Annotated in this window: 13 protein-coding genes; 8 read left to right on the forward strand and 5 right to left on the reverse strand. The window is 69.2% G+C overall.

Annotated elements, in window-relative coordinates; genetic code table 11:
* The first annotated feature begins 30 nt into the window (after positions 1–30).
* Genes PH203_RS09800 through mtnK form a run of 4 tightly spaced genes read left to right on the forward strand, consistent with a single transcriptional unit; the run spans position 31 to position 4,917 of the window.
* Complete coding sequence (locus PH203_RS09800) at positions 31–1,128, forward strand: substrate-binding domain-containing protein (RefSeq protein WP_289918686.1); 1,098 nt, start codon at positions 31–33, stop codon at positions 1,126–1,128.
* Positions 1,115–2,653, forward strand: a complete 1,539-nt coding sequence (locus tag PH203_RS09805) for a sugar ABC transporter ATP-binding protein (protein ID WP_289918687.1) — start codon at positions 1,115–1,117, stop codon at positions 2,651–2,653. The genes PH203_RS09800 and PH203_RS09805 overlap by 14 nt, the downstream gene beginning before the upstream one ends.
* 29 nt (positions 2,654–2,682) lie before the next feature.
* On the forward strand, positions 2,683–3,729 hold the full coding sequence (locus PH203_RS09810) for an ABC transporter permease (protein ID WP_289918689.1): 1,047 nt from the start codon (positions 2,683–2,685) through the stop codon (positions 3,727–3,729).
* Positions 3,730–3,744: 15 nt separating this feature from the next.
* Positions 3,745–4,917, forward strand: a complete 1,173-nt coding sequence (mtnK, locus tag PH203_RS09815; RefSeq protein ID WP_289918692.1) for an S-methyl-5-thioribose kinase — start codon at positions 3,745–3,747, stop codon at positions 4,915–4,917.
* Positions 4,918–5,092: 175 nt separating this feature from the next.
* Here the strand turns inward: mtnK and PH203_RS09820 are convergent, their stop codons facing one another.
* The 4 genes from PH203_RS09820 to PH203_RS09835 form a co-directional block, all read right to left on the reverse strand.
* The gene (locus PH203_RS09820) at positions 5,093–6,709 is read right to left on the reverse strand and encodes a glycerol-3-phosphate dehydrogenase/oxidase (RefSeq protein ID WP_289918694.1); all 1,617 of its coding nucleotides are present in this window, start codon (positions 6,707–6,709) and stop codon (positions 5,093–5,095) included.
* Between the two features lie 43 nt (positions 6,710–6,752).
* Positions 6,753–8,291 carry a glycerol kinase GlpK gene (gene glpK, locus PH203_RS09825; protein ID WP_289918696.1) on the reverse strand — a complete coding sequence of 513 codons (1,539 nt, stop codon included), beginning with the start codon at positions 8,289–8,291 and terminating at the stop codon, positions 6,753–6,755.
* A 62-nt stretch (positions 8,292–8,353) separates the two neighbouring features.
* The gene (locus tag PH203_RS09830) at positions 8,354–9,154 is read right to left on the reverse strand and encodes an MIP/aquaporin family protein (RefSeq protein ID WP_289918698.1); all 801 of its coding nucleotides are present in this window, start codon (positions 9,152–9,154) and stop codon (positions 8,354–8,356) included.
* 344 nt (positions 9,155–9,498) lie between these two features.
* A complete protein-coding gene (locus PH203_RS09835; RefSeq protein WP_289918701.1) occupies positions 9,499–10,263 on the reverse strand; it encodes an IclR family transcriptional regulator in 765 nt (254 codons plus the stop codon).
* Between the two features lie 306 nt (positions 10,264–10,569).
* Here PH203_RS09835 and metH point away from each other — a divergent pair, with 306 nt between their 5' ends.
* The 4 genes from metH to PH203_RS09855 all read left to right on the forward strand — a co-directional run bounded on the left by metH (position 10,570) and on the right by PH203_RS09855 (position 18,687).
* Entirely contained in the window at positions 10,570–14,109 is a 3,540-nt protein-coding gene (metH, locus tag PH203_RS09840) for a methionine synthase (RefSeq protein WP_289918702.1), read from the forward strand.
* Positions 14,110–14,306: 197 nt separating this feature from the next.
* Positions 14,307–15,008 carry an HAD family phosphatase gene (locus PH203_RS09845; protein ID WP_289918704.1) on the forward strand — a complete coding sequence of 234 codons (702 nt, stop codon included), beginning with the start codon at positions 14,307–14,309 and terminating at the stop codon, positions 15,006–15,008.
* A gap of 421 nt (positions 15,009–15,429) precedes the next feature.
* Complete coding sequence (locus tag PH203_RS09850; protein ID WP_289918705.1) at positions 15,430–17,034, forward strand: ABC transporter substrate-binding protein; 1,605 nt, start codon at positions 15,430–15,432, stop codon at positions 17,032–17,034.
* Positions 17,035–17,106: 72 nt separating this feature from the next.
* Positions 17,107–18,687 (forward strand): ABC transporter substrate-binding protein, encoded by a 1,581-nt coding sequence (locus PH203_RS09855; RefSeq protein WP_289918706.1) that lies wholly within the window; start codon positions 17,107–17,109, stop codon positions 18,685–18,687.
* A gap of 99 nt (positions 18,688–18,786) precedes the next feature.
* On the opposite strand, the gene PH203_RS09860 is transcribed toward PH203_RS09855, so the two are convergent.
* Positions 18,787–19,458, reverse strand: coding sequence for a response regulator transcription factor (locus PH203_RS09860; protein WP_062722719.1), 672 nt, complete (start codon positions 19,456–19,458; stop codon positions 18,787–18,789).
* Positions 19,459–19,464 lie beyond the last annotated feature (6 nt).

Consider the following 19,464-nt stretch of genomic DNA (forward strand, 5'->3'; position numbering starts at 1 on the left):
TCTGCACCACCCCGCACCTGGAGCCCCCTCATGTCCCGCACCCGTCTGCCCCTTGCCGTGCTGTCGCTGGCCTCCGTCTCCGCGCTCGCGCTCTCCGGCTGCTCGCAGTCCACGGACGCCTCGAAGAACACCGGCGACACCACCGCCTCCGCCTCGGCCGCCACCGGCAAGAAGCCCGCCCCCTTCAGCGAGGGCGCGGTCAAGGTCGCCCTGGTCCGGCAGAGCGGCGCCGGCGACTACTTCGAGCAGTGGGGCAACGGCGCCAAGGCCCAGGCCAAGGCCCTCGGCATCGACCTGACGGTGTACGACGCCCAGGCCGACAACGCCAAGCAGGCCACCGACCTCTCCTCGGCCATCAACTCGGGCGCGAAGGCGATCATCATCGACCACGGCTTCCCGGCGACCATCCAGCCGGAGATCGACAAGGCCGTGAAGAAGGGCATCGAGGTCGTTGTCTACGACGTCGAGACGCCCACGAAGGGTGTCGTCTCCACCAGGCAGAACGACGCCAGCATGGCCCAGGCCGTCCTCGACGTGATGGCGAAGGAGGTCGGCAAGGACGCCAGGGTCGGATACGTCAACGTCGCCGGCTACGCCGCCCTCGACAAGCGCGACACCGTCTGGACGAAGGAACTCGCCGCGCAGGGCTGGAAGCAGGAGTTCAAGGTCGGCAAGGTCACCGACTCCACGGCCACCGACAACGTTCCCCTGGTCTCCGCCGCCCTCACCCAGCACTCGGACGTGGCGGGCGTCTTCGCCCCCTACGACGAGCTCGCCAAGGGCACGGTCCTCGCCGTCCAGAACAAGAAGCTCCAGGACAAGGTGAAGGTCTTCGGCGCGGACGTCTCCAACGCCGACATCCAGCAGATGACCGCCGCCGGCAGCCCGTGGGTCGCCACCGCAGGCACCGACCCGTCCGCGGTCGGCGCCGCCGTCGTCCGCACCACCGCACTCGAGCTGGCGGGTCAACTGAACAAGACCTCCGTCGAGTTCCCGGCCGTCGCCATCACCCAGGACTTCCTGCGCGAGAAGAAGATCGAGAACATGGACCAGCTGCGTGAGGCGCTGCCCGCGCTGAACCTGTCCCAGGTCTCGACCGCGGACTGGATCTCGAATGTCGCCCACTGAGACGGCCGCGTCGGGGGTCACCCCGGCCGTCAGCCTGACCGACGTCAGCATGGCCTTCGGAGGCAGGACCGTCCTCGCCTCCGTCTCGCTGGACATCGCACCGGGCAGCGTCGTCGCGCTGCTCGGCGCGAACGGCGCCGGCAAGTCCACGCTGATCAAGATCCTTTCGGGCGTGCACACCGACCACGGCGGCCAGGTGCGGGTCGCCGGGGAACCCGCGGCTCTCCAGTCGCCGCTGGCCGCCCGGCAGTTGGGCATCCAGACCGTGCACCAGCGCATCGGCGAGGGCATCGTGCCCGGCCTCACGGTCGCCGAGAACCTGGTCTTCGAGGAGCTGGCCCAGAGCCGCGGCAACCCCTTCCTGAACGGAGGCAGGCTGCTGGCCCGGGCCCGCGAGATCCAGGCCGGTCTCGGCCTGGACTGGAGCGACTCGCTGCTGAAGCGCGATGTCACCGAACTCGGCATCTCCGACCGCCAGTTGCTCATCCTCGCCCGCGCCCTCGCCACCCGCCCCCGGCTCCTCGTCCTCGACGAGCCGACCTCCGCGCTCTCCGCCGCCGAGGCCGAGCGCCTGTTCACACTCGTCGAGAAGATGCGCGACGACGGCATCGCCGTGCTCTACGTCTCCCACCGCCTCGGCGAGATCGACGCCCTGGCCGACCGTCTGGTCGTCCTGCGGGACGGCCGTCTCACCGAGGACCAGGCCAAGCCCTTCGACTGGGACGCGGCGCTGCGCGCGATGCTCGCCCAGGCACAGGAGGCGACGACGGCCCGCCCGGTGCGGGAAGGGGCGTCCGGCGAAGTCGTGCTGTCCCTGCGGGGCGTCCGGCTCTTCGAGGGCCGCACCCCTCTCGACCTGGACGTCCGCACCGGCGAAGTCACCGGCGTCGTGGGCCTGTTGGGCGCCGGCAAGACCGAGCTGGCCCGTGGCCTCTTCGGCGCCGAGCCCTTCACGGCGGGCGCCGTCGAACTCGACGGCGAGGACTTCGCGCCCCGCCGGCCGTCCGACGCGATCCGGGCCGGCGTCCATCTGGTCCCCGAGGACAGGCATGCCGACGCCCTCGTCCCCGGCTGGTCGCTCGCCCAGAACATCTCCCTGCCGTTCCTGAAGTCCTTCTCCCGGCTCGGCCTCGTCAACACGGCGAAGGAGGACGCCCTCGGCCGCGACACCATCGAGGCCCTCGGTGTCGTCGCCCGCGACGAGCGCAGCGCGGTGGAGGAGCTGTCCGGCGGCAACCAGCAGAAGGTCGTCGTCGGCCGCTGGCTCGCCAAGACCCCCCGAGTCCTCATCCTGGACGAGCCGTTCCGAGGCGTGGACATCGGTGCCCGCCGGGACATCGGCCGCCGCGCCCGCTCCCTGGCCGCCGAGGGCGCCGCCGTGCTCGTCCTGTCCGCCGACGTCGACGAGATCCTCGAGATCGCCGACCGGGTCGTCGTACTCGCCGCCGGTGAGATCCACCTCGACGCCTACGGCGAGGACGCGGAACGCGACCGCGTGATCCAGACCATCTCGGCGTCCGTCTGACCTGGCCGCCCGCCGCCGAAGGAAGCACCATGACCACCCAGCAGAGCACCGAGGTCCCCACGAAGGCGGCCATCCCGCCCGGGACCTCCACCGGCGTGCGCGTCCAGAACGCCGTCATCAAGTACGGCTTCATCTTCGTGACGGTCGCGCTCTTCCTGTACTTCGCGCTGAGCGAGGGCTCCTTCCGTGAGTCGGCGACCCTCCTCGACACCCTGCGCTATGTCTCCGTGGCCGCCATCCTCGGCCTCGGCGTCACCCTCACCATGGCCGTCGGCGGAATGGACATGTCCGTCGGCGCGGTCGCCGGCCTCGGCGTCTCGGTCGCCGCCCAGACGATGGTCGTCCACAACCAGATCGGCGCGGTCGCGATCATCGCCGTGATCGCGGCGGGTGCGCTGGCGGGCCTGCTGAACGCCCTGCTGATCGTGGTCCTGAAGATTCCCGACATGCTGGCCACGCTCGGCACCATGTTCGTCATCCAGGGCACCAAACTCATCCTGGTGGACGGTCAGTCGATCACCCCCGGCATGACCCTGGACGACGGCAGCACCGCGCCCGGCAGGTTCACCGACGGCTTCCTGAAGATCGACCGCGGCACGGTCCTCGGTATCCCCGTGTCGGTCCTGATCTTCGGCGGTCTGACCATCGCCGCCTGGGTCTTCCTCGCCCGCACCCGCTGGGGCCGCGTCCTGTACGCCATCGGCGCCAACCCGGAGGCCTCCCGCCTGGCGGGCATCCGCGTAGGCGCGTACCGCTCGCTCGCCTACGTCATCTCGGGCGTCCTCGCCTCCGTCGGCGGCCTGATCCTGGCCTCCCGCATCGGCCAGGGCGATGTGTCCGCCGGAACCTCGCAGCTCCTGGAGGCGGTGGCGGTCGCCCTGGTCGGTACGTCGGTCCTGGGCCGAGGCCGCCCGAACGTCTGGGGCACGGCTCTCGGCGCGGTCCTGATCGGCATCATCACCACCGGCCTGACCATCAAGGGCCTGCCGTACTACACGCAGGACGTCGTCGAGGGCGCGGTCCTCATCCTCGCCCTGGTCTTCAGCTTCACCCTGTCCAAGCGCCGCACCGCATAAGGGAGTTCACCGACCATGGGCTACCGCATCCTGGAGACCGACGACATCCCGGCGTACCTGCACGAGCGGGGCCACTGGGAGGACGTCAGCGACATCCATGTCCGCGAGGTCTCCGACGGCAACGTCAACCGGGTCTTCCTCGCGTCCAGCGCCGACGGCACCCGCAGCCTCGCCCTCAAGCAGGCGCTGCCCTGGGTCCGGGTCGCCGGCCCCTCCTGGCCGCTCAGCCCGGACCGCGCCGACGCCGAGGCCCGCGCCTACGAGCAGCTCGCCAAGGTCACCCCGGACGAGATCCCCGGCATCCACGGCTACGACCCCGAGAACTACGCCCTGGTCATGGAGGACCTCTCCGACCTGGAGGTCCTGCGCACCCTCCTCAACGAGGGCGCCTCCTACGGCCCCGAGACCTCCCCGCAGATCGGCCGCCTGGTCGCCCGGCTCTCGTTCACGACGAGCGACTTCGGCATGCCGTCGGCCGAGCGCAAGGCCCTGATCGCGGTCTCGGTCAACCCCGAGCTCTGCAAGATCACCGAGGACGTGGTCCTCTCCGAGCCGTACATCGAGCACGAGCACAACCACTGGCACGAGGGCGTGGCCGACCTGGCGGCGGAGTTCCGCGCCGACGCGCGCCTGCGCACGGAGGTCGCCGCCCTCCGGCACGTCTTCATGACCAGCGCCCAGGCACTCCTGCACGGTGACCTCCACACCGGCAGCATCATGGTCGGCGTACGCGAAGGCGCCCATGTGGTGCGGGTGTTCGACCCGGAGTTCTCCTTCGTGGGGCCCATCGGCTTCGACCTCGGCCTGTACTGGGCGAACGCGCTGGTGTCGGAGGAACGGGCGCGGTCTCTGGGCCGCTTGACGGACCACGCGGACCAACTCCGGCTGTCCTGGGAGGCGTTCGAGACGGAGTTCCGCCGGCTGTGGCCGGCCCGGGTGGACACGTTCTTCGACGACGCGTACTTGGACCGTTTCCTGGCAAAGGTCTGGACGGAGTCCCTGGGCTTCGCCGGCACGGAGATCATCCGCAGGATCATCGGCTTCGCCCACCTGACGGATCTCACGACCCTGCCCGACCCGGTTCCGGCCTCCCGCAGGGCGCTGCTGCTCGGGCGCGAACTGATCGTCAGGCGCGAGGAGCTGTCCTCCCCGGACGCGGTACGCCAGGTCGTCGCCTCACTGGGCTGAGTCGTGGCCTCACGGGGCTGACCTGGCGTCGAACCACCCGCCACTGACAACCAGGACACACGAAAGGGGCGGCTCCGTCGGCGCGGAGCCGCCCCTCTCATGTGACGGCCCCCATAGGGGAGAGGGGCCGTCACCCGGCGGCGCCGGCCCCGGTCGGGAGGGGCCGGCCCGAGGTCTACTTCTTGTCGAGCAGGTCCTGGACCTTGGCGCGGACCTCGTCCGTGGCGAGGCCCCGGATCGTCAGCGTCGTGCGACGGCGCAGCACGTCGTCCTGGGTCTCGGCCCACTCGTTGTCCCGGGCGTACACGACCTGCGCCCAGATCTCCGGGGCGTCCGGGTGCACCCGCTGACCCAACTCCGGGTTCTCGTTGGCGAGTCGGGCGATGTCGAAGGCCAGTGAACCGTAGTGCGTGGCAAGGTGCTTCGCCGTGTCGGCCGCCATCCGCGGACCCGGCGCCGGGTTGTCCACCAGCAGCCGGTGCGCAACGGCACGCGGGTTGGCGACGCCAGGCAGCGGCAGCTTCTTCGGCAGCGACGAGATCGGCTCGTAGTCGTCACCCAGCGGAGCGCCCGGCAGCGACTCCAGCTTCTGCATGACCGTACGGCCGATGTGCCGGAAGGTCGTCCACTTGCCGCCCGCGACGGACAGCATGCCGCCCTTGCCCTCGGTGACCACGGTCTCGCGCTTGGCCTTCGCGGTGTCACCGGGGCCGCCCGGCAGCACCCGCAGACCGGCGAAGGAGTACGTGATCAGATCACGGGACAGCTGCTGGTCGCGGATGGAGAACGCGGCCTCGTCGAGGATCTGGGCCGTGTCCTTCTCGGTGACCTGCACGTCCGCCGGGTCGCCCTCGAACTCCTCGTCGGTCGTACCGAGCAGGAGCATGTCCTCCCAGGGGAGGGCGAAGGTGATGCGGTACTTGTCGATCGGGGTGGCCAGCGCGGCCTTCCACGGCGCGGTCCGCTTCAGGACCAGGTGCGCGCCCTTCGACAGACGGATGGAGGGAGCCGCGTTCGGGTCCTCCATCTTGCGCAGGTGGTCGACCCACGGACCGGTCGCGTTGAGCACCAGGCGGGCGTTGACACCGAACTCGTCGCCGGACTGGCGGTCGCGCAGGTCGGCGCCCGTGACCCGGCCCTTGGTGAAGCGCAGGCCCGTCACCTCGGCGTGGTTCAGGACCACCGCGCCCGCCTCGACGGCCGCACGGACCGTCATCAGCGCCATGCGGGCGTCGTTCATCTGGTCGTCGCCGTAGACCGCGACGGCCTTGAGATTGTCGGTGCGCAGCTCCGGCACGTCCTGCGCCGCCTTGGCGGGGGACAGGAGGTGGCCGACGCCGTCACCGAACGCGGAGAGCATGGAGTAGGCGAAGACACCCGCCCCGAGCTTCGCAGCGCCGTGCGGCCCGCCCTTGTACACGGGGAGGTAGAACGTGAGCGGGTTCGCCAGGTGAGGAGCCACCTGACGGGACACCGCACGGCGCTCGAAGTGGTTCTCCGCCACCAGCTTCACCGCGCCGGTCTGCAGATAGCGCAGACCGCCGTGGAGGAGCTTGGAGGAGGCGGAGGAGGTGGCGCCGGCGAAGTCGCCGGCGTCGACCAGAGCCACCCTGAGGCCGGACTGCGCGGCGTGCCAGGCGGTGGAGATGCCCAGGATGCCGCCGCCGATCACGAGAAGGTCGTACGACGCCTTGGAGAGCTGCTCCCGGGTCTCGGCGCGGCTCGGGTTGGAGCCGGAGGCCGGGCGCGTACCGAGGGCAGGCACGGACTGCAGGGTGGACTGACTGGTCATGTCGGGTTCTTACTCCTCATCAGAGCTGTGGAGGGGGGCTCGCTCAGCTCTCGTCCTCGAGCCAGCCCATGGTCCGCTCCACGGCCTTGAGCCAGCTCTTGTACTCACGGTCGCGGGTCTCCGCGTCCATGCGGGGGGTCCACTCGGCGGCCCGGCGCCAGTTGGCACGCAGGTCGTCGGTGCTGGTCCAGAAGCCGACGGCGAGACCGGCGGCGTAGGCGGCGCCGAGGCAGGTGGTCTCGGCGACCATCGGACGGACCACGGGGGCGTCCAGGAAGTCCGAGAGGGTCTGCATCAGCAGGTTGTTGGAGGTCATGCCGCCGTCGACCTTGAGGGCCGCGAGCTCCACGCCCGAGTCCTTGGTCATGGCGTCCGTGATCTCACGGGTCTGCCAGGCGGTGGCCTCCAGGACGGCACGCGCGAGGTGCGCCTTGGTGACGTACCGGGTCAGACCGGCGATCACACCGCGGGCGTCGGAGCGCCAGTACGGGGCGAACAGACCGGAGAAGGCCGGCACGAAGTACGCGCCGCCGTTGTCCTCGACGGAGAGCGCGAGCGTCTCGATCTCGGCGGCGGTGGAGATCAGGCCCATCTGGTCGCGCATCCACTGCACCAGCGAACCGGTGACGGCGATCGAGCCTTCCAGGGCGTAGACCGGCTTGTCGTCGCCGATGCGGTAGCCGACCGTGGTCAGCAGGCCCGAGTAGGAGTTGATGATCTTCTCGCCGGTGTTCATGAGCATGAACGTGCCGGTGCCGTACGTCGACTTGGCCTCGCCCTCGGAGAAACAGGTCTGGCCGAACAGGGCCGCCTGCTGGTCGCCGAGCGCCGAGGCGACCGGGATGCCGCCGAGCAGCTCGCCCAGCTTGCCGCCGGTGACCTCGCCGTAGATCTCCGCGGAGGAGCGGATCTCCGGCAGCATCGCGAGCGGCACGCCGATGGACTCGGCGATCTTCTCGTCCCACTCCAGCGTGTGGAGGTTCATCAGCATGGTGCGGGAGGCGTTGGTGACGTCGGTGTAGTGCTTGCCGCCGTTGACACCACCGGTCAGGTTCCAGATGACCCAGGTGTCCATGGTGCCGAAGAGGATGTCCCCGGCCTCGGCGCGCTCGCGCAGGCCCTCGACGTTGTCCAGCAGCCAGCGGGCCTTGGGGCCGGCGAAGTACGAGGCGAGGGGAAGGCCCGTCTCGCGGCGGAAGCGGTCCTGGCCGACGTTGCGGCCGAGCTCCTTGCACAGGGCGTCGGTGCGGGTGTCCTGCCAGACGATGGCGTTGTGGACGGGCTCACCGGTGTTCTTGTCCCACAGCAGCGTCGTCTCACGCTGGTTGGTGATGCCGATGGCCTTGATGTCGTCCCGGGTGATGCCGGCCTTCTCGATGGCTCCGGCGACCACTTCCTGGACGTTGGTCCAGATCTCGGTGGCGTTGTGCTCGACCCAGCCCGGCTTGGGGAAGATCTGCTCGTGCTCCTTCTGGTCGACGGAGACGATGCGTCCGTCGCGGTCGAAGACGATGCAGCGGGAAGAGGTCGTGCCCTGGTCGATCGCGGCGATGAAGGGGCCGGCGGTGTGCGCGTCGGTCACTGTGTGCTCCTGGGGTTCCGTGAATAGGGGTCTGTCTACGACTGCTTGTACGCGTGCTGCTTCTAAGCGAAAGCGATGTTGTAGATGCCTGCAGCGATCGCGCCGCCGATCAGCGGACCGACCACCGGGACCCAGGCGTAGCCCCAGTCGGAACCGCCCTTGTTGGGCAGGGGCAGGAGGGCGTGCACGATACGCGGACCGAGGTCACGGGCCGGGTTGATGGCGTAACCGGTCGGACCGCCGAGGGACAGACCGATGGAGACGACGACCAGTGCGGTGACGAGCGCACCCAGGGTGCCCAGGCCGTTGCCGCCGTCGTTGAGGCCCTGCGTGAGGATGGCGAGCACCAGCACGATGGTGCCGATGACCTCGGTGGCGACGTTCTGCCAGGCGACCCGGACCTCGGGACCGGTGGAGAAGATGCCCAGGACCGGGCCCGCGCCCTTCTCCTGCGCCTCGACGGCCTTGGCCGCGGTGGCCTGCGCGCCGGGGGCGCCGACGATCTCCTTGTCGGTCAGGTGCGCGAGGAACTGGCCGTAGTAGGCGACCCAGACCAGTGCCGCGCCGATCATGGCGCCGAGCAGCTGCCCGCCCCAGTAGACCGGGACGTCACTCCAGGAGATGCCGTCCTTCTTCAGCGCGAGCGCCAGGGTGACGGCGGGGTTCAGGTGGGCGCCGGAGAGCGGCGCGGAGGTGTAGACGGCCGTGAGAACGGCGAAACCCCACCCGAAGGTGATGGCGAGCCAACCGGCGTTACGGGCCTTGGAGGCCTTCAGCGTGACGGCCGCGCAGACGCCGCCGCCGAGCAGGATGAGTATGGCGGTACCGATGGTCTCGCCGATGAAGATGTCGGAGCTGGACACCCGCGACTCCTTTGTCCTTCGTCCAGGGGAAGCAGAACCCCGGGTCCCTCCGGTGGTTCGCGTGCCCTCGGGGGTGAGGGCGATTTCGGCCTCTGGCGTTGTCACACTCTAGCGCGTATTGCCGGTAGGTGTTCGACAATGCCGACCGATGGACGGGAGTCTCACCCCGCCGTTACATGTGCGTCAAGAGTCCTGTTGTCGGAAACGCGATCGTTATTGATTGCTTGTGAGCTGACGATCTTCGGGCGGGGCTGCAGTGCGGTCCCGTCCGATATGTCCACTTCAGGGTATGGCAAGGACCGGAATGCCGTAACGGCGTCCCGGTGGCTCTTGCCGAGTTCTCCCTAGAAGCGCCCGGCGCCCAGGTCCCGCGACACCGCGCGGGCGCAGTCCCGCACCGCCGCGATCAGCTCGGGCCGCAGCTCGCCGTCCCGGCACAGCCGCTCCACGGCGCCCGTGATGCCGACCGCGCCCACCGGCATCCGCCGCCGGTCGTGGATGGGCGCGGCCACCCCGGCCACGCCCTCCCAGGTCTCCTCCACGTCCGCGGAGTAGCCACGCGCGCGCGTGATGTCGAGGACGTTCTCGAAAGAGTCCAGCTCGCACACCGTGCGATCGGTGAACGCCTTGCGGTCCGCCTCGATCGCCTCACTGTGCGCCACCGGGTCGTAGGCGGACAGCACCTTGCCCAGCGCGGTGGAGTGCAGCGGCTGCATGGCCCCGATCTCCAGCACCTGCCGGCTGTCGTCGGGCCGGAAGACGTGGTGCACGATCAGCACGCCCTGCTGGTGCAGCACGCCCAGATAGACGCTCTCGCCGCTGGAACGGGCCAGGTCGTCGGTCCATACGAGGGCACGCGCGCGCAGCTCGTGCACATCGAGATAGGTGGTGCCCAGGCGCAGCAGCTCCGCGCCCAGCTGATAGCGCCCGGAGGCCTCGTCCTGCTCCACGAACCCCTCCAGCTGGAGGGTGCGCAGGATGCCGTGCGCGGTGCCCTTGGCAAGGCCCAGGGCGGAGGCGATGTCCGACAGGCCGAGCCGACGCTCGCCGCCCGCGAGCAGCCGCAGCATCGCGGCCGCCCGTTCGAGCGACTGGATGTTCCGTGCCATCGCCGTCCCTGCCTCCGTCCCCTTCGCCGTCGACCCGCGACGTCGCTGCCGCCGTTCGGCAATGTCGAACACTACTAGCCCATGCCGACCGACCGCCAATGGTCGTACGACACGTTCTCGCCACTCGACGCGCAGTATTGCGTCACTGGTATCCCGCTGGTGACCTGCTCGTCATCCTCGTCCGTCCCGTGGACGCATGGACCATCCGGGGTCGGTCCCGGCTACCCTGGCGGCGTGCGCCCGCCGTGGGAAGGTCCGCGGCAGGACGCAAAGCCGACAGCCGTCGCACCTACAGGGAGCCCCTTCATGGCCTCGTTGCCACCGACCCCTTCCGCCGACAGCCGGACCCGCGCGTCCGCACTCCGCGAGGCCCTCGCCACCCGGGTGGTGGTCGCCGACGGAGCGATGGGCACCATGCTCCAGGCGCAGGAGCCCACCATGGAGGACTTCCAGCAGCTGGAGGGCTGCAACGAGGTCCTCAACGTCACCCGCCCGGACATCGTCCGCTCGGTGCACTCCGCCTACTTCGACGCCGGAGTCGACTGCGTCGAGACCAACACCTTCGGTGCCAACCTCACCGCCCTCGGCGAGTACGACATCCCCGAGCGCATCGTCGAGCTGTCCGAGGCGGGCGCCCGCATCGCCCGCGAGACCGCAGACGAGTACGCCGCCCGCGACGGCCGGCAGCGCTGGGTCCTCGGCTCCGTCGGCCCCGGCACCAAGCTGCCCACCCTCGGCCACACCACCTTCGGCGCCATCCGCGACGCCTACCAGCAGAACGCCGAGGGCCTGCTGGCCGGCGGCGCCGACGCGCTCCTGGTGGAGACCACCCAGGACCTCCTCCAGACCAAGGCCTCCGTCATCGCCGCCCGCCGGGCCATGGAGACCGCCGGTTACGACGTCCCCCTGATCGTGTCGGTCACGGTGGAGACCACCGGCACCATGCTGCTGGGTTCCGAGATCGGCGCCGCGCTCACCGCGCTGGAGCCCCTCGGCATCGACATGATCGGCCTGAACTGCGCGACCGGCCCCGCCGAGATGAGCGAGCACCTGCGCTATCTGGCCCGGCACTCCCGCATCCAGCTGTCGTGCATGCCGAACGCGGGCCTGCCCGTGCTCACCAAGGACGGCGCCCACTACCCGCTGACCGCCCCCGAGCTCGCCGACGCGCAGGAGAACTTCGTCTGCGAGTACGGCCTCTCCCTCATCGGCGGCTGCTGCGGCACCACCCCCGAGCATCTGCGCCAGGTCGTCGAACGCGTCCGCGACCTCACGCCCACCGCACGTGACCCGCGCCCCGAGCCCGGCGCCGCCTCCCTCTACCAGACCGTCCCGTTCCGCCAGGACATCTCCTACATGGCGATCGGCGAGCGCACCAACGCCAACGGCTCCAAGAAGTTCCGCGAGGCCATGCTGGAGGCCCGCTGGGACGACTGCGTGGAAATGGCCCGCGACCAGATCCGCGAGGGCGCGCACATGCTCGACCTGTGCGTGGACTACGTCGGCCGCGATGGCGTCGCCGACATGCAGGAACTCGCCGGCCGCTTCGCCACCGCCTCCACCCTGCCGATCGTCCTCGACTCCACCGAGGTCGACGTCATCCAGGCCGGCCTGGAGAAGCTCGGCGGCCGCGCGGTCATCAACTCCGTCAACTACGAGGACGGCGACGGCCCCGAGTCCCGCTTCGCGAAGGTCACCAAGCTCGCCCAGGAGCACGGCGCCGCGCTCATCGCCCTCACCATCGACGAGGAGGGCCAGGCCCGCACCCCGGAGAAGAAGGTCGAGATCGCCGAACGGCTCATCGACGACCTCACCGGCAACTGGGGCATCCACGAGTCGGACATCCTCATCGACACCCTGACCTTCACCATCTGCACCGGTCAGGAGGAGTCCCGCAAGGACGGCATCGCCACCATCGAGGCGATCCGCGAACTCAAGCGCCGCCACCCCGACGTACAGACCACCCTCGGTCTGTCGAACATCTCCTTCGGCCTCAACCCGGCCGCCCGCATCCTGCTGAACTCGGTCTTCCTCGACGAGTGCGTCAAGGCCGGCCTCGACTCGGCGATCGTGCACGCCTCGAAGATCCTGCCGATCGCCCGCTTCACCGAGGAGGAGGTGACCACGGCCCTCGACCTCATCCACGACCGCCGCGCAGAGGGCTACGACCCGCTGCAGAAGCTGATGGCCCTGTTCGAGGGCGCCACGGCCAAGTCCCTGAAGGCGGGCAAGGCCGAGGAACTGGCCGCCCTCCCGCTGGAGGAGCGCCTCAAGCGCCGCATCATCGACGGCGAGAAGAACGGCCTGGAGGCCGACCTCGACGAGGCCCTGACGGACACCCCCGCCCTGGACATCGTCAACAACACCCTCCTGGACGGCATGAAGGTCGTCGGCGAACTGTTCGGCTCCGGCCAGATGCAGCTGCCGTTCGTCCTGCAGTCCGCCGAGGTCATGAAGACCGCCGTCGCCTACCTCGAACCGCACATGGAGAAGACGGACGACGACGGCAAGGGCACCATCGTCCTCGCCACCGTCCGCGGCGACGTCCACGACATCGGCAAGAACCTCGTCGACATCATCCTGTCCAACAACGGCTACAACGTCGTCAACCTCGGCATCAAGCAGCCGGTCTCCGCGATCCTCGACGCCGCCGCCGAGCACAAGGCCGACGTCATCGGCATGTCCGGGCTCCTCGTCAAGTCCACGGTGATCATGAAGGAGAACCTGGAGGAGCTCAACCAGCGCGGCCTGGCCGCCGACTTCCCGGTCATCCTGGGCGGCGCGGCCCTCACCCGCGCGTACGTCGAGCAGGACCTGCACGAGATCTACGAGGGCGAAGTCCGCTACGCCCGCGACGCGTTCGAGGGCCTGCGCCTCATGGACGCCCTCATCGGCGTCAAGCGCGGCGTGCCCGGCGCGAAGCTGCCCGAGCTGAAGCAGCGCCGGGTGCGCGCCACCGCGGGCGCCGCCGCCGAGGAGGCTCTGACATCAGCGGCTGGCGCCGCGGGCTCGGAGGGCCACGTCCGCTCCGACGTCGCCGTCGACAACCCCGTGCCCACACCGCCCTTCTGGGACACCCGCGTCATCAAGGGCATCCAGCTCAAGGAGTACGCGGCCTGGCTCGACGAGGGCGCCCTCTTCAAGGGCCAGTGGGGTCTCAAGCAGGCCCGCACCGGCGACGGCCCGACCTACGAGGAGCTCGTCGAGACCGAGGGCCGGCCCCGGCTGCGCGGACTGCTCGACAAGCTCCAGACGGAGAACCTGCTCGAAGCGGCCGTCGTCTACGGTTACTTCCCGTGCGTCTCCAAGGACGACGACCTGATCATCCTCGACGACAAGGGCAACGAGCGCACCCGCTTCACCTTCCCCCGCCAGCGCCGCGGCCGCCGGCTCTGTCTGGCCGACTTCTTCCGCCCGGAGGAGTCGGGGGAGACGGACGTCGTGGGCCTCCAGGTCGTCACCGTCGGATCCCGGATCGGCGAGGAGACGGCGAAGCTCTTCGAGTCGAACTCCTACCGCGACTACCTCGAACTGCACGGCCTGTCCGTCCAGTTGGCCGAGGCACTCGCCGAGTACTGGCACGCGCGCGTGCGTTCGGAACTGGGCTTCTCCGGCGAGGACCCCAGCGACATCGAGGACATGTTCGCCCTGAAGTACCGCGGCGCCCGCTTCTCCCTCGGCTACGGCGCCTGCCCCAACCTGGAGGACCGCGCCAAGATCGCCGACCTGCTCCAGCCGGAGCGCATCGGCGTCCAGCTGTCCGAGGAGTTCCAGCTCCACCCGGAGCAGTCCACGGACGCGATCGTGATCCACCACCCGGAGGCGAAGTACTTCAACGCCCGCTGAGGCACACGCTTCGAAAACCGCTGGAGACAGAGAAAAGCGCAGCTCAAGACGGCCCCGGGCGGTACTTGAGATGTGCCCCGGAGCACGTCGGATAAACAAGGCGCTTCCTCCGCGACAGCCGTACACTGGACGGTCCACTGCAGGCCGGTTCCCCGCGCGGGAACCGGCCTGATCGTCCCTCAAGGAGGTGCGCCAGGATGACCAGCACGGTCCCCGCGCTAGGAACCCGTACGGCCGAAGGCTCAGCCCTGCAGGCGGTGCTCCTCGACATGGACGGCACCCTCGTGGACACCGAGGGCTTCTGGTGGGACGTCGAGGTCGAGATCTTCGCCGGCCTCGGCCACACCCTCGACGACTCCTGGCGCCATGTCGTGGTCGGCGGCCCCATGACCCGCAGTGCGGGCTTCCTCATCGAGGCCACCGGCGCCGACATCACCCTCGCCGAACTCACCGTGCTGCTCAACGAGGGCTTCGAGGACCGCATCGACCGCGCCCTGCCGCTCATGCCCGGCGCCGCCCGGCTGCTGGCCGAACTCGCCGAGTACGAGGTCCCCACAGCCCTGGTCTCCGCCTCGCACCGGCGCATCATCGACCGGGTGCTCACCTCGCTGGGGCCCCAGCACTTCGCGCTCACCGTCGCCGGCGACGAGGTGGCCCGCACCAAGCCCCACCCCGACCCGTATCTGTTCGCCGCCGCGGGTCTCGGCGTGGATCCGGCCAGATGCGCGGTCGTCGAGGACACCGCGACCGGCGTCGCGGCGGCCGAGGCCGCGGGCTGCCATGTCGTGGCGGTGCCCTCCGTGGCGCCCATCGCCCCGGCCGTCCGGCGCACCGTCGTGACCTCGCTTGAGGAGGTCGACCTGGCATTTCTGCGCGGCCTGATGACGGAAATGCGCTGAGCGTTCACCCAGCGTGCGACGCCTATAACCGGGGAATTCCCGGGTCCGCGAACAAGGGAATTCGATCGTTGGTGGATGGCTGAATTCCGGTACCGCAGCACGCTGTTGAGAATGTGACGTTCCCCACTTTGCGAGGGATCGACAGGTGACGCGGCCTGTGCCGATCGCGCCGGTTCACAGGGCTGGGACGTGCCCTTGTGTCCCGATTGATGGGACCCTGCACGAATCCTTCCGCTGTCGGGTTTTCGGACTGTCCACGCCCGGTTTCGCTGCGTGATGGCACTTCAACTCCGGTGCCTGCGAACCGCCCTGCGAGCGCGGACTAATCTCGTCGCGAGAACATCGCCGCAACCCCCGTGATCCGCCGCACCACCCATGCATGCCGGATACACGGACCTGACAGCTCTGGAGAAACTCGAGCATGAACCGCAAGACTTTGGTGCTGCCGGCCGTCATCGGCCTGCTCGCGCCGGTGCTCGCCGCGTGCGGCGGGTCCGACAGCGGCAGCGGCGGGGACGCGATCGTCGTCGGCACCACGGACCGGTTCACCGCCACGAAGGCCGCTCCCGCGCCCCTCGACCCGGCGTACGCCTACGACGTGGGCACCTGGAACATCCTGCGCCAGACCGTGCAGACCCTGATGATCCAGCCGCGCGGCGAGGGCGAGCCCGTGCCCGAGGCCGCCGAGAGCTGCACCTTCACCGACACCGGCAACGAGCGCTACAGCTGCACCCTGCGCAAGGACCTGAAGTTCGCGAACGGCGACGCCGTCACCGCCGCGGACGTCAAGTACTCCATCGACCGCGCCCGTTCCCTCAAGGCCGACAGCGGTGTGTTCGCCCTGCTGTCCACCATCGACACCGTCGAGACCAAGGGCGACCGAGCGGTGATCTTCCACCTCAAGACGGCCGACGCCACGTTCCCGTACAAGCTGTCCACCCCGGTCGCCGGCATCGTCAACCCGGACGACTACCAGCGGGGCAGCCTGCGCGACGGCTTCGACGTCGACGGCTCGGGCCCCTACACGCTCCAGTCCGAGGTCAAGAACGGCACCGAGCTCGTCGACGCCGTGTTCACCAAGAACCCCAACTACAAGGGGACGCTGAAGGTGAACAACGACAAGGTCACCCTGCGCTCCTTCGCGGACGCCGACGCCATGGGCAAGGCCCTCGACGACGGCGACATCGACGTCATGTCCCGCAACATGTCGCCGGAGCAGATCGAGAAGCTCTCCGCGTCCTCCGACGGCGACATCGACCTCGTCGAGATGCCGGGTCTGGAGATCCGCTACCTCGCCTTCAACACGGACGCCGACACCGTGAAGACCAAGGCCGTGCGCCAGGCCATGGCCCAGCTGGTCAACCGCAGCGAGCTCGTCTCCAAGGTCTACGGCACCGGGGCCGAACCGCTGTACTCGCTGGTGCCGGCGAGCATCATCGGCCACTCCAACTCGTTCTTCAACAAGTACGGCGACCCGAGCGTCGCCAAGGCGAAGGCGCTGCTGGCCGGCGCGGACATCACCACCCCGGTCAAGCTCACCCTGCACTACACGACCGACCACTACGGCTCGGCCACCAAGCAGGAGTTCGAGCAGCTGCAGAAGCAGCTCAACGGCAGCGGCCTGTTCGACGTCGGCATCGAGGGCTCGCCCTGGGAGACCTTCCGCCCCGCCGAGCAGAAGGGCGAGTACGACGTCTACGGCATGGGCTGGTTCCCGGACTTCCCCGACGCCGACAACTACCTCGCGCCCTTCCTCGACAAGGACAACTTCCTCGGCTCGCCCTACGCCAACAGCAAGATCCGCAACACCCTGATCCCGGAGTCCCGCCGCGAGGCCGACCGGCAGTCCGCCTCCGCCAGCCTGACCGACATCCAGGACATCGTGGCCCAGGACGTCCCCGTGCTGCCGCTGTGGCAGGGCAAGCAGTACGTCGCCGCCCGCGACGACATCACCGGCACCGCCTACGCCCTCAACTCCTCCTCCACCCTTCAGCTGTGGGAGCTCGGCCGTGGCGTGAGCGGCTGATCCGGCTGATCCGTCCTTCCCCGGGCCCGGGACGGCTCCGGGATTCACCTACCGACGAGAAGGCACTCGCAAGTGAATATGCGTAACCAGTGGCCGGTCCTGCCCATCATGGCGGGACTGGCCTCCGGCCTGCTGACCGGCTGCGGCACGGAGGGCGGAGACTCGGGGAGCGACGGCTCCGGCATCGTCATGGGAATGTCCGACGACGTCCTGGCCACCGACCCCGCGTCAGGCTACGACCCCGGCTCCTGGCTGTTGTTCAACAATGTCTTCCAGTCGCTGCTGAGCTTCCCCAAGGGCGGCACGGAGCCGGTCCCCGAGGCCGCAGAGAACTGCGAGTTCAGCGACACCGAGACCAAGGTCTACAAGTGCACGCTGAAGGACGACCTGAAATTCAGCAACGGTGACTCGCTCACGTCCAAGGACGTGAAGTTCTCCTTCGACCGCATGCTGAAGATCAACGACGACGCCGGTCCCGCGATCATGTTCCCCATGCTGGACAAGGTCGAGACGCCGGACGAGAAGACGGTCGTCTTCCAGCTCAACACCCCCGACGCCACCTTCCCCAGCAAGATCGCCTCCGGCGCCGGCTCCATCGTGGACCACCGCCAGTACGACGACAGCGGGCTGCGCGAGGACGGCGAGGCGGTCGGCTCCGGCCCCTACAAGCTGGAGTCGTTCGGCGACGACGAGGCCGTCTTCACCGTCAACGAGAACTACGAGGGCACCGCCGACGTCCAGAACAGCCGCGTCACCCTGAAGTTCTTCCACGGCGACCAGGACGAGCTGAAGAAGGCCCTCACCGACAACAAGATCGACATTGCCTACCGAGGCCTCAGCGCGAGCGACATCGCCGACATCGAGGCCGCCGGCAACGACGCCGGCGTCGAGATCGTCGACGGCACCAGCGCCGAGGTCCAGCACCTGGTCTTCAACATGGACGACCCGGTCACCGGACAGCCCGGCGTCCGCAAGGCCATCGCCCATCTCCTCGACCGCGAAGCCCTCATGAGCGAGGTCTACCAGGGCACCGCCACCCCGCTGTACTCGATCATCCCGGCCGGTATCGCGGGCCACAACACGGCCTTCTTCGACACCTACGGCGCCAGCCCCTCCAAGGCCAAGGCCGCCGCGGCGCTGGAGGCCGACGGCATCACCGGCAAGGTCAAGCTGACCCTCTGGTCCACCCCGACCCGCTACGGCCCCGCCACCGACCAGGAGCTCAAGGCCATCGCCGGACAGCTCAACAAGAGCGGCCTGTTCGACGCCGACGTCAAGTCCGTCGACTTCGAGCAGTACGAGAAGGACATAGCCGACGGCAAGTACGGCGTCTACGTCAAGGGCTGGGTCCCCGACTACCCGGACCCCGACAACTTCACCGCGCCCTTCTTCGGCAAGGGCAACGTGCTGAGCAACAACTACACCAACGGCATGATCACCCACACGCTCATCCCGCGCACCGCCGCCCAGAGCGACCGCTCCGCCACCGACGACGACTACGGCCGCCTCCAGGACGCCGTCGCCGAGGACGTCCCGATCATCCCGATCTGGCAGGCCAAGCAGTACGCCGTCGTCCGCGACGACGTGTACGGCCTCGAGTACTGCCTCGACGCCTCGACCGTCTTCCGCTTCTGGGAGATCAGCAAGGGCTGACAGCGACAGCTGCCGGCTGACGGCTCACCCGCAGACGGCTCACGCGCAGAGGGCGCTCCTTCACCTCGGTGAAGGAGCGCCCTCTGCGCGTCGTAAGGCCTACTGCGCGCCGGGACGCACCAGCCCGCTCTCGTACGCGTACACCGCGGCCTGCACCCGGTCCCGCAGCCCCAGCTTCGTCAGCACATGACCCACGTGCGTCTTCACGGTGGTCTCGCTGACGAACAGGTCGGCGGCGATCTCGGCGTTCGACAGCCCGCGCGCCACCAGCTTCAGCACCTCGACCTCGCGGTCGGTGAGCGTGTGCAGGGTGTCCGGGACGGGCTCGTCGCCGGAGGGCAGATGCGTGGCGTACTTGTCGAGCAGCCGGCGCGTGATGCTCGGCGCGAGCATCGCCTCACCGGCCGCCACCACACGGATCGCCTGCACGAGCTCGTTGGCCGGCGCGTCCTTCAGCAGGAACCCGCTGGCCCCCGCCTTCAACGCCTCCACCACGTACTCGTCGAGGTCGAACGTGGTCAGCACCAGCACCTTCGCCGGGCCGTCCCGGCCGGGGCCGGTGATCTGCCGGGTCGCCTCGACACCGTCCATCCGCGGCATACGGATGTCCATGAGCACCACGTCGGGCTGCAACGCCCGCACCTGGTCGAGCGCCTGGAGGCCGTCCCCGGCCTCACCGACGACAGCGATGTCCTGCTCCGCCTCCAGGATCATCCGGAAGCCGGTACGCAGCAGCGGCTGGTCGTCGACCAGTAGGACGCGGATGGCCACGTGAGT

Origin of the sequence: Streptomyces sp. S.PB5, assembly GCF_030403745.1 — a bacterium.
Lineage (GTDB): Bacteria > Actinomycetota > Actinomycetes > Streptomycetales > Streptomycetaceae > Streptomyces.